Annotated in this window: 18 protein-coding genes and 2 tRNA genes; 12 read left to right on the top strand and 8 right to left on the bottom strand. The window is 68.5% G+C overall.

The features are described from left to right. Positions 1-2 precede the first annotated feature (2 nt). Both N538_RS0113315 and N538_RS28490 read right to left on the bottom strand, forming a co-directional pair. The gene (locus N538_RS0113315) at positions 3-260 is read right to left on the bottom strand and encodes a hypothetical protein (RefSeq protein WP_028637715.1); all 258 of its coding nucleotides are present in this window, start codon (positions 258-260) and stop codon (positions 3-5) included. Continuing rightward, complete coding sequence (locus N538_RS28490; RefSeq protein ID WP_155992091.1) at positions 253-402, bottom strand: hypothetical protein; 150 nt, start codon at positions 400-402, stop codon at positions 253-255. The genes N538_RS0113315 and N538_RS28490 overlap by 8 nt, the downstream gene beginning before the upstream one ends. A 65-nt stretch (positions 403-467) precedes the next feature. Here N538_RS28490 and N538_RS27450 point away from each other — a divergent pair, with 65 nt between their 5' ends. Both N538_RS27450 and N538_RS0113300 read left to right on the top strand, forming a co-directional pair. Then, on the top strand, positions 468-1,043 hold the full coding sequence (locus tag N538_RS27450; protein WP_051549261.1) for a hypothetical protein: 576 nt from the start codon (positions 468-470) through the stop codon (positions 1,041-1,043). Further along, a complete protein-coding gene (locus N538_RS0113300; protein WP_155992090.1) occupies positions 1,040-1,795 on the top strand; it encodes a hypothetical protein in 756 nt (251 codons plus the stop codon). Before N538_RS27450 ends, N538_RS0113300 begins: the two co-directional genes overlap by 4 nt. Here N538_RS0113300 and N538_RS25325 read toward each other — a convergent pair. After that, positions 1,776-2,123 (bottom strand): hypothetical protein, encoded by a 348-nt coding sequence (locus N538_RS25325; RefSeq protein WP_036570430.1) that lies wholly within the window; start codon positions 2,121-2,123, stop codon positions 1,776-1,778. The two genes, N538_RS0113300 and N538_RS25325, sit on opposite strands and share 20 nt — an antisense overlap. Positions 2,124-2,183: 60 nt before the next feature. Between N538_RS25325 and N538_RS28485 the strand changes: the two genes are divergently transcribed. From N538_RS28485 to N538_RS28480, 9 genes are all read left to right on the top strand, one after another. Continuing rightward, on the top strand, positions 2,184-2,348 hold the full coding sequence (locus N538_RS28485) for a hypothetical protein (protein ID WP_155992089.1): 165 nt from the start codon (positions 2,184-2,186) through the stop codon (positions 2,346-2,348). A gap of 3 nt (positions 2,349-2,351) precedes the next feature. Further along, a complete protein-coding gene (locus N538_RS0113285) occupies positions 2,352-2,597 on the top strand; it encodes a hypothetical protein (RefSeq protein WP_028637713.1) in 246 nt (81 codons plus the stop codon). A 9-nt stretch (positions 2,598-2,606) separates the two neighbouring features. Continuing rightward, a complete protein-coding gene (locus N538_RS0113280) occupies positions 2,607-2,906 on the top strand; it encodes an LtfC-like domain-containing protein (RefSeq protein ID WP_028637712.1) in 300 nt (99 codons plus the stop codon). Positions 2,907-3,087: 181 nt separating this feature from the next. Beyond that, the gene (locus N538_RS0113275; protein ID WP_155992088.1) at positions 3,088-3,972 is read left to right on the top strand and encodes a hypothetical protein; all 885 of its coding nucleotides are present in this window, start codon (positions 3,088-3,090) and stop codon (positions 3,970-3,972) included. Continuing rightward, positions 3,972-4,226: a hypothetical protein gene (locus tag N538_RS0113270; RefSeq protein ID WP_028637710.1), complete on the top strand. Its 255-nt coding sequence runs from the start codon at positions 3,972-3,974 to the stop codon at positions 4,224-4,226. The genes N538_RS0113275 and N538_RS0113270 overlap by 1 nt, the downstream gene beginning before the upstream one ends. Before the next feature lies 1 nt (position 4,227). Continuing rightward, the gene (locus tag N538_RS0113265; RefSeq protein ID WP_028637709.1) at positions 4,228-4,452 is read left to right on the top strand and encodes a hypothetical protein; all 225 of its coding nucleotides are present in this window, start codon (positions 4,228-4,230) and stop codon (positions 4,450-4,452) included. Positions 4,453-4,505: 53 nt separating this feature from the next. After that, positions 4,506-4,868, top strand: coding sequence for a hypothetical protein (locus N538_RS0113260; protein WP_028637708.1), 363 nt, complete (start codon positions 4,506-4,508; stop codon positions 4,866-4,868). Beyond that, positions 4,861-5,934, top strand: a complete 1,074-nt coding sequence (locus N538_RS29500; RefSeq protein ID WP_028637707.1) for a collagen-like protein — start codon at positions 4,861-4,863, stop codon at positions 5,932-5,934. Before N538_RS0113260 ends, N538_RS29500 begins: the two co-directional genes overlap by 8 nt. Before the next feature lie 132 nt (positions 5,935-6,066). Further along, positions 6,067-6,219 (top strand): hypothetical protein, encoded by a 153-nt coding sequence (locus N538_RS28480; RefSeq protein ID WP_155992087.1) that lies wholly within the window; start codon positions 6,067-6,069, stop codon positions 6,217-6,219. Positions 6,220-6,284: 65 nt separating this feature from the next. On the opposite strand, the gene N538_RS0113245 is transcribed toward N538_RS28480, so the two are convergent. From N538_RS0113245 to N538_RS25320, 5 genes are all read right to left on the bottom strand, one after another. Beyond that, the gene (locus N538_RS0113245) at positions 6,285-6,977 is read right to left on the bottom strand and encodes a collagen-like protein (RefSeq protein ID WP_028637706.1); all 693 of its coding nucleotides are present in this window, start codon (positions 6,975-6,977) and stop codon (positions 6,285-6,287) included. 141 nt (positions 6,978-7,118) lie between these two features. Continuing rightward, positions 7,119-7,192, bottom strand: a tRNA-Ile gene (locus tag N538_RS0113240). Between the two features lie 44 nt (positions 7,193-7,236). Further along, positions 7,237-7,304 (bottom strand) — tRNA-Ile (locus N538_RS28475). A gap of 15 nt (positions 7,305-7,319) precedes the next feature. Then, positions 7,320-8,144, bottom strand: a complete 825-nt coding sequence (locus N538_RS0113235; RefSeq protein WP_028637705.1) for a DUF72 domain-containing protein — start codon at positions 8,142-8,144, stop codon at positions 7,320-7,322. Further along, a complete protein-coding gene (locus tag N538_RS25320; protein ID WP_051549260.1) occupies positions 8,137-8,484 on the bottom strand; it encodes a hypothetical protein in 348 nt (115 codons plus the stop codon). The genes N538_RS0113235 and N538_RS25320 overlap by 8 nt, the downstream gene beginning before the upstream one ends. Before the next feature lie 81 nt (positions 8,485-8,565). Here N538_RS25320 and N538_RS0113225 point away from each other — a divergent pair, with 81 nt between their 5' ends. Further along, entirely contained in the window at positions 8,566-9,306 is a 741-nt protein-coding gene (locus N538_RS0113225; protein ID WP_028637704.1) for a PIG-L deacetylase family protein, read from the top strand. The last annotated feature ends 354 nt before the right edge of the window (positions 9,307-9,660 follow it).

Here is a 9,660-nt window from a genome sequence, read left to right as displayed (position 1 = left end):
CGTCACTCGCCATTAGTCGCTCCGGGCGGAGTGCTCACCTCCGGGCAGGTGGGGCAGGACTGAACATCGGCCACCCACTCGGTCCCGCACGTTGCGCAGACGCGCCGAACGGGGCGAGCAGCGAGTTTGGCCTTCACGATGCGCTCGGCCACGTCGTACAACTCGTGCTCGACACCTCGCCCTCCGGACCATGCGAGCGCTCCCATGCGGAGCGCGTGCTTCTCGTCCTCGTTGAAGAACTCGGAGTTGGGGTCAGACATCTTGCGCCTCCTCGGCGGGCAGTGAGTCGAGCGCCATGACAGGCAGCTCGAAGTTGGGGCCAGGCTCGATGCCGATGGTCTGGGCGGTCAACCGGCCCGGGGGCATCTGGTCCAACTCGGTCTTGTGCTCCGTAGTCGTCATGTCTGAATCCTAGCGCACATCGCCACGTAACGCTAGCGATCCCCGCCACGAAACGAGGTCCGCGCATGTCCATCCCCACCACGCCCTACGACCGCGCCCAGGCAGTCGCCCGCGCACTCGCCAGCAAGACGAACGCGCCGAACACCTGCCAGCTCTGGACGCGGACCATCTTCGGCGCCCCGTCCGCTGGTGACTTCGACGGAGATGGCGCGAGCGATGCTGAGGACGGCTGGAAGTCCGAGCCCGCGAAGTACCGTCACCCCGGCGACCGCAAGCCTCCCGCTGGCGTCCCCGTGTCCTACGGTGGCGGATCGGCTGACAACGGACACCGCGCCGTGTCACTCGGCGGCGGCATGATCCGGTCCACCGACGCGAACGGCTCCGGCAGGGTCGCCACCGTGCCGCTCGACTGGCCCGAGCGCGCATGGGGACTCACGTACCTCGGCTGGTCCGACACCTGCGACGGCTGGCTGATCCCCGAGCCGTTCGCACCGAAGCCGCCGAAGCCCGAGCCGCTGACCCCGGACCAGAAGGCCGCGGTCGTCAAGAGGCAGGCTCGGGATGCGGCCGACGCTGGCCATCCCGGCTGGTCGGCTCGGTTGCGGGCATGGGCTACGCGGATCGGCAAGCGGTCGACGTGAGCCACCAGTTCGTCCACATCCACGCCTCGGGCCGCTTCGACGCGACCCCCGCAGAGGCGCGTGCAGCATGGGACGACTTCCGCTCAACCCGCGGCGTCAAGCTCATCACCGCCACCGAGTACGGCTCCGGCAAGTTCGACGGCGCGCTCAAGGCTGACGGCTGGGACTACTTCCGCGGCTCCGGTGAGTGCGTCGTCGCGTGGGCAACCGACACGTTCGAGCCCGCATGGCGCGGCGCTGGGTACGCCACCCGAATCGGCACACGGTTCTTCCGGGGCGGCAACCACGACGCCCGGACTCCGCTGACCTCCATGCCGCTGCGACACATCGTCACCGGCCGCATCGCTATGGTCCGCGTCCCGCACACTCCGGCGCACATTCAGGCTGGCGACGGGTTCCGCAAGACGACCACGCGGGTGCTCGAACAGGGACGCGCCTGGGTCACGTCGCTGGCCGGCATGGGCCGGCGATCGCGTCGATTCCGAGCGGACCACAAGAACGCGGCCGAGATCATCTGCGGCGACTTCAACGTGGACGTGCACCGTGCCCACTGGCGCGGCGTCGTCTCTGCTGCTCTCGGCCTGCACTGCGCGACCCCGATCCCCGATGGTGGCGACCTCGGCAAGCGCCTCGTCTCGTGGTTCTTCTACCGCGGACTCGGTGTCGCGACGACCGGCGTTATGCGTCCGGTCAAGGGCTTCGACCACAAGCCCGTCCTCATCCGCTGGTCGATCACCGCTTCCCGTCCCTGATCTGGTAGACCCGCGCCCGACTGACGCCGAGCACCTGTGCGACGCGCGTGGCGGGCAGGCCGTCCTCCAGCGCCTCTTGCACCGACCGTCGCAGGTTTCGCTCGGCGGCGTCGAGGTCATCGCGCGCATCGTCCACACCCTCGGCGGCGTCCTGCAACTCCGCGATGGCGCTCGCGTACACCGACTCGCGGAAGTCGTCGAGATCGGCGATCACAGCCTCGTCGTCGGGGCCGATGTCGGCGCCGCGCTCATCACTCAGCGACTCGGCAATGGAGTCGGCCGAGAGTCCATGGCGCTCGGCGTACTTCCTGATCGGCATCGTTGTCATGGACTCATTCAAGCATCGCTAGACGCGCCACGCAAGCACCGCTAGACAAGGAGCACCGCCATGCAGTACGCCAAGTCCATCCTCAGCGGCATCATCGCCGCAGTCTCGTTCGCCATCCCGGTCGTCGATGACGGCCTCGCGCCCTCCGAGGTGCTCGGCATCATGCTCGCCGGTCTCGTCGGCCTCGGCATCGTCTACGCGGTGCCGAACAAGCCTGCCGCCTGAGCCATGCGCCGCGCGGCCACCATCTGGGGTAGCGCACTCGGGGGCCTGCTCACCTACGACCTTCTCTGCGACCGCCGCAAGGACAACTCGACGCTGTGCAGCGTCATCCGCTGGCTAGTCGAACTGATCCCCGGCGGCAAGTACGTCTTCCGGGCGCTGCTGATTCTCGGCGCGTACTGGTTCGACGGCCACATCCTCAAGCCGCTCGCTGAACGGCACATCTGCCGCGTCGTGCGCGACGCAACCTAGGAGGACCACATGGCGAACGAAGGCATCAACCTTGGGCTGGCGCCGGAGACGCTGAGGGTCATCCTCACCACGGGGGCCGACTTCTCCTGCACCCTGCGACTCGACAGCGCCTGGCCCACCGGGACGACCCTGTCACTGGTCACCGCATCGACCACATGGGCGGCAACAATCGCCGGCACTGACGCCGTGTTCGCCGTCGACAAGGCAGTCGCGGACACGGTCGACGACAAGACGCCGATCCAGCTCAAGTACGTCAACGGCACCACCGACCAGACGTGGGCCATCGGGACGGTGTCGCGCCGTGGTTGATCTGTCACCGGGCGCCGTCGTTCGCGTCGTCAACCCCTCGGCGGTCGTGCAGGTCTCTGCTCCGGGGCTCGTCAAGAGTCTGTGGCTCAAGGAGGGGCCGACTGGTCCGCCGGGTCGCAGCGTCAACTCGATCGCGCGCACCTCGGGCACGGGCGCACCTGGCACAGACGACACCTACACCGTGACATTCTCAGACGGAACCTCGTCCACGTTCACGATCCACAATGGGTCCAACGGGTCCAACGGGTCCAACGGGTCCAACGGGTCCAACGGCTCGGCCGGGCGTGGCATCACCTCGATTGCTCGCACCAGTGGCACTGGGGCAGCGGGCACGACCGACACGTACACGATCACCTACACCGACGCCACCACCTCCACATTCACGGTGGTCAATGGTGCGGACGGGTCGGGAGTCGGCGACGTCACGGGTCCTGCGACAGCGGTCAACAACAGGCTCGTTGCGTTCAACGGCACCACTGGCAAGATCATCAAGGACTCCGGGCTCAGAACCGGCACCGCGTCCGGCGACATCCCGCTCCTCGGTACTGGCGGCGTGCTGCCCGTCGCCCGTCTCGCCACCGGCACCCCGGACGGCACCAAGTTCGTCCGCGACGACGGCACCCTCGCCACTCCAGCGGGCGGCGCCACAGAACTCCTCGCGTCCACCGCCTACAACCCGGCCTCGGCCACCAACGTCACCAACGCCACGACCACCTACGCCGACGTCGACGCCACCAACCTGAGCATCACCTTCACCGTCCCCGCATCCGGCGCCGTCATCGTGTCCCTGAGTGCCCGCGCAGTGACCACGACCAGCAGCAATCCCGCCATGTGGGGTGTCGGAATCGCCGGCACTGTGGTCGCTGCGTCGACAGGCAGGGTCGCTGCGGCCGTCACCGCCGCCCGCGTCGTCCACCGGGTCAAGATCACCGGCCTCACCCCAGGGGCGTCGGTCACCTACAGGTGGATGCACGCCAACGCCTCCACCGCCACCACCACCACCTCCTACGGCGGCACCGGCACCACCGCCGAAGGCCAAGCACTTATCGAAGTTTGGAGCGCCTGATGAGCACGGTCACCACCCCCCGGCCCATCGACCCCCCACAGCTCACCGCCGAGCTCGGCGTCGCGAGCATCACCGTCGCGATCGGCGACACCGAAACCACCGTCACCGCCGACATCGACGAGGCCACCCTCCAAGCCGCGGTCGACGCACACACCCCCCACCCGACACCCAGCGCGGCGTCACTCATCCAAGCCCAGGTCGACGAACTCACCGACCTGACCGTTGAAATGCTCGACCTACTGATGGGAATGTGACATGGCCACTGCTCTCGGGTTCCGCTACCTGTGCCGCTTCTACGAGAACGACCCGGTCGTCACCGTCGCGACGCTCGACACCTGCCTGACGCGCAAGTGGATCTCGCTCACCGAGTACGAGCGCGCCCTGTCCGGTGAGCCCCCGATCGGCTACGTGCCCACGCCGACATTCGCCGCCGCTCAGGTCGAGGACGCTTCGGCGGCGACGGGTGGCGCGGGCAGTTAAGCCCCTGCTCTAACTCAGCGCGACGTAAGCCAACGACACCAAGGAGCCCCGGCATGGCCGACCCCACCCCCCTCGACGTGCAAGCCGGGGTTCCCTACTCCCGCCGAATCCGCATCACCGACGGCAAGAACCTGTGGGCGAACCTCGCTGACTTCGAGGTCCGCTCACAGGTTCGCGCCGGACGCCAGATCACCTCTCCGCTCAAGGCCGACCTCCGACCCTTCCTGGCAGCGAGCTTCGACGGCAACGACATCGTCATCGACCTGACGCTGACCGGAGCCGACACACGCACCCTCGTCGGCGGCAACTACGACATCCTCGTCACCGACACGGGCGCCACCGACGCGCTCGGTCTGCGGGTGCTGCACGGAACCCTGACCATCGCGCCCACCACCACGGCGGCCACAGATGAGTGAAGTCCAGGTCGTCGTCGAGCCGCCACTGCCCGAAGTCGTCGTCACCATCGAGCCCGCCCCCGAGGTTGTCGTCACGGTCGCCGAGGTTGGGCTGATCGGACCCGCGGGACCGAAGGGCGACACTGGCGCCGCGGGTGAACCCGGACCCGCAGGTCCCGTTGGGCCGACCGGACCCAAGGGTGACACCGGGGCTACCGGGGCCACCGGACCCGCCGGAACCTCCCCGGTCGGAGCAGTCACCGGCCCCGCTAGCTCCACCGACAACGCCCTGGCGCGCTTCGACGGCACGACCGGCACGCTGCTACAGGACTCGCCGGTCCCCGTCACCGTCAGCGACACCGGCTCCGTCTACATCGGTCCCCCCGGTTTGGCTGCCGGCTCCATCGGCACCGCCCTGAGCACCTACGCCACCGACCTGACGACGAACATCATCCTCAACTCATTCCAGGCGTCAGGCATCGCGCCCGCAGCCGGGAACGTCCAAGCGGTCCAGTTCAACGCCACCGACATCGGCACCAACAACGTGTCCTCCCTCACCGGGCTCAACGGCCTCGCGAACAAGTCCGGGTCCGGCACGATCGGCACCCTGACCGCCATCCAAGCGTCGGCCCGCACAGGTGGCACGGTCGCGGTCACCACGCTCTCGGGGATTCTCTCCCAGGTGCGAGTCAACGGCACCGCCACGGTCGGAACCCTTGTCGACTTCAACTCCACCGCCTCCACGGTCGCGGCCGGCTCCGCGATCACGGCCGCCTACGGGGTGAAGGTCGCAGCCAAGAAGGTCACCGGCGTGACCACCGGCTACGGCATCGCCTCCGATGGCGCCTCCGACCTGAACTACGTCATGGGCAAGCTCGGCGTCGGCAAGAATGCACCGACCGAACCGCTCGACGTCGTCGGCAACATCAAGGCGACCGGCGTCGTCCGCACTGGCGCGTTCACCACTGCCCTGCGACCCTCCGCGTCAACCTCCGGGGTCGGCGCGTGCATCTACGACACGACGCTGTCCAAGCCGATCTACAGCGACGGCACCGTGTGGCGCGACGCGATGGGTACTGCCGTCTGACCTGAAGTCGGCCCATTGAAGCCCCCAGCCTTCACCTTCGGGTGACGGCTGGGGGCTTTTCGCTATGCCCCGAACTCGGTAACCCAGACGCCGACAGACGGGTGGCGCGACACCGGGCTCCACACTCGCCACATGCCAGGGAAGGGCACCAAGCGCCACGCCATCCGCATCGACGACGAACTCTGGGACGCGGCGCTACACGAGGCAGCCGACCGAGGCGAAGACCTCTCCACCGCCATCCGCCGCTTCCTGCGCGACTACATCAACCAGCTCGACAAGCGCTGAGACAGCCGAACGCCCCCGCAGAGCTTGGGAGTCTGCGGGGGCGTCCGGTTCCCTTTGAAGGGGGCTCAGTTGTCGAGCACATCCGCGTCGACCGGGATGCTCGCGGTCGGCACACACAGCGCCCACACCGTCAGCGTCGACGTGTACTCGCCATTGCCGAGGATGATCCAGCCATCGAGCCGGTCAGCCTTCGGAAGACCCGTGTCCCAATCCATGCGGCCAGGGAACGACGAGTTGACCACGAAGCCGTCATCCTGCGTCTCCACCGTGCCGCCCTGCACACCGCCCGCGATCGCCGTGAACGTCTGCGAGACAGCCGGGTCGTCGTCACACGCGACCGTGGCCGAACCGCCGCCACCATTGCTGTACGTCAGCGAACGGTAGACCGCACCCTCGAGCCCGTCGCGACCGTTGGTGCCGTTCGCACCGTTCGCACCGGGAGCGCCACTGGGACCAGCCGGACCCTGCGCACCCGCCGGACCCGGAACCGTCGAGTCGGCACCCTTCGGACCAACCGGACCCGCGGGACCAGTCGCGCCAGCCGGACCAGTCTCGCCCGGCTCGCCCTGCGGACCCCGCTCCCCCGTCTTGTCGAGCTTGTTCTGCACACCGTCAGACAGGTCGACCGTCCGGATCGTGCCGTCCTTGATCTGGTGCGAGGTGATGAGCTGCCCGGCGACCGCGCCAGTACCGCCCGTCACAACCAGGGCCGTAGCGATGCTGGCGACCGTGAGACCGATCTTCGTGTTGCGCTTCATGATGTCCCCCTTCAGTGGACTTGGCCGCGAGGTGCGGCAAGGGGGAACCATTCAGGGTGGCGCGACACCCCGTCTAGTGAATGCGTGAAGCGATGCGAAGTTGTTACATGGGCCGGCGGCAGCGGATCGGCGACCCGAGAGTGGGGTGGACGGGGCTCGAACCCGTGACCGGACGATTATGAGTCGTCTGCTCTAACCGACTGAGCTACCACCCCAAGAATCTAATGGCTAACGTTTGGGCTAACGTCCCTCCTCATTTTGAGCGTGAATCGCTAGTATCTTCACAGGATTATGAGTCCTCTGCTCTGACCGACTGAGCTACCGCCCCGTGGGGTCGGCAGCCTAGTGCGTGAGTCGCTCCCGGAGCCGCACCGCGTCGTGCGGGGCATACCCCTTGGCGTCGTTGTCGAAGTAGACGACGACGTCGGCCTGCTCCGACCAGGAGCGGCACTTCTCGGCCCAACGGTCGAGGGCTGCGTCGGAGTAGCCGCTGGCGTAGAGCTCCTGGTCGCCGTGCAGGCGGACGTAGACCAGGTCGCTGGTGACCGCCTCGGCGAGCGGCCACCGGCCGGCGGTGTCGGCGACCACGCAGCCGATGTCGTGCTCCCGCAGCAGCGCGAACGCCTCCTCGGTGCAGAACGACGCACTGCGGAACTCCAGCGCGTGCCGGATCCGGTGGCCCGCGAGCCCGCGGGGCGCGGTCGTGAGCGCACGATCGGGCTTCAGCTTCGCATCGTGCTCGCGGCCGAGCGCGGCGGCCGCCCCCACGGTGCGCGGCAGGAGGTCGAAGAACGCGCCGAGCAGCTCCGCGTCGTACTCGAGCCGCTCGGGCAGCTGCCAGAGCACCGGCCCGAGCTTGGCACCGAGGGCGAGCACGCCGGAGCCGAAGAAGTTCGCCAGCGGGGTCTCGACGTCGCGCAGCCGCTTCATGTGCGTGATGAACCGGCCGCCCTTGACCGCGAACACGAAGTCGTCCGGCGTCTGCTCACGCCAAGTCTGGTACGACGTCGGGCGTTGCAGGGAGTAGAAGGAGCCGTTGATCTCGACGGAGTCCAGGCGCTCCGCGGCGTACGCGAGCTCCCGCTTCCGGGGTAGCCCGCGCGGGTAGAAGTCTCCGCGCCAGCCGTCGTAGGTCCAGCCGGAGATGCCGACCCGGACCTCACCCACCGTCGCGCAGGGTGTCGACGGTCAGGGCAAGCGCATTCAGCCCGGCCCAGCCGAGCGTGACCGCCGCGACCTTGCGGCGCACGGCGGGGTCGTGGGTCCGGAAGGACAGCAGCGCGCAGTCGCCGAGGTCCATCGCGATCCGCAGCAGCATCGCGGTGCGCACCGTGTCCGGCCGCCTCCCGAGGACACCGGCCGCGCTGACCGCGAGGTCGCGGGCGCCGTACGTCGTCGCGAGCAGCTCGAGGCCCTGCCGGTCCTTGCGGTCGGCCCGCAGCGCCTGCCACAGGTGGGCGGGCTGGGTCAGGGCGTAGCCGCCGTACGCGGCAGAGGCGGCGGACATGAGGCGACTCAGGCGATAGCTCATGGTCCCGCCGTACCCGAGCCCTCCCGTACTCACGCCGGGCGCTGTCATGCTCGACCCATGGAGATCGTGCCGCTGGAGCCGTTGCCCGAGGACTGGGAGCGCGCGTTGTGCGTCGTCGCGCACCCCGATGACATGGAGTTCGGCGCCGCCGCGGCGATCGCCCGTTGGACCGGACAGGGCAAGGAGGTCACCTACTGCATGGTGACCAGCGGAGAAGCGGGCATCGACGCGCTGCCGCCGGACGAGTGCCGCGTCGTCCGCGAAGCCGAGCAGGTCGAGTCGGCGCGCATCGTCGGCGTCCCGCACGTGGAGTTCCTGCACCAGCCCGACGGGATCCTGGAGTACGGCGTGCCTCTGCGCCGGCAGATCACGCACGTCGTCCGCCGGTTCCGGCCGGAGATCGTGATCACCGGCAACTTCCGCGACACCTGGGGCGGGGTGAATCTCAATCAGGCCGACCACATCGCCACGGGGCGGGCCGTCGTCGACGCCGTGCGTGACGCGGGCAACCGCTGGGTCTTCAACGAGCAGCTGGTCGACGGGCTCGAGCCCTGGGGCGGCGTGCGTGCCGTCTGGGCGACCGGCTCCCCCGACAGCAGGTACGGCGTGGACACCACCGACACCTTCGACCTCGGCGTGGAGTCGCTGGAGGCGCACCGTGCCTACATCGACGGCCTCGGCTGGGAGCACTTCGACCCCCGCGAGTTCCTCGAGGGCTTCGGCCGTCAGGCGGGTCAGCGGATGGGCGTCGCGTTCGCGGCGCAGTTCGAGGTGTTCCCGATGGGCTGGGGCGAGTAGCGGCGCTCGGAACTCATAGCCGAGGTCCTCGACCACGTGCAGAAGACCGGCGGGCTCCCGATCGAGGCGCTCCTGAGGGACGCGCGCGATGTCCATGGACTTCCCTTTCGGGTGGCGACTGAGATATCACTCGGCACCCGGTGAACTACGCGGTAGACGAAACCGTTTTTACAGCGTAAACACGTGGTGTTAGATCGGCGCGACGCGGATGGGTCCCGGCGGACCGGGGCGAGGACCGTCGGCGCTGCGCCACCCTGGACACGCGGTGCTGGATCCACAGGACTGGCTGCCGCTCCGTGGCGCGACAGCCAGCCAGGAGTAGGTACCCCTTCCGTACCGTTCCACCAACTCCGG

The sequence above is a fragment of the Nocardioides sp. URHA0032 genome (assembly GCF_000620645.1).
Classification (GTDB): Bacteria; Actinomycetota; Actinomycetes; order Propionibacteriales; family Nocardioidaceae; genus Nocardioides.
The sequence above is the reverse complement of the archived record's forward strand: the minus strand, read 5'-3'. Positions and strand labels throughout refer to the sequence as shown.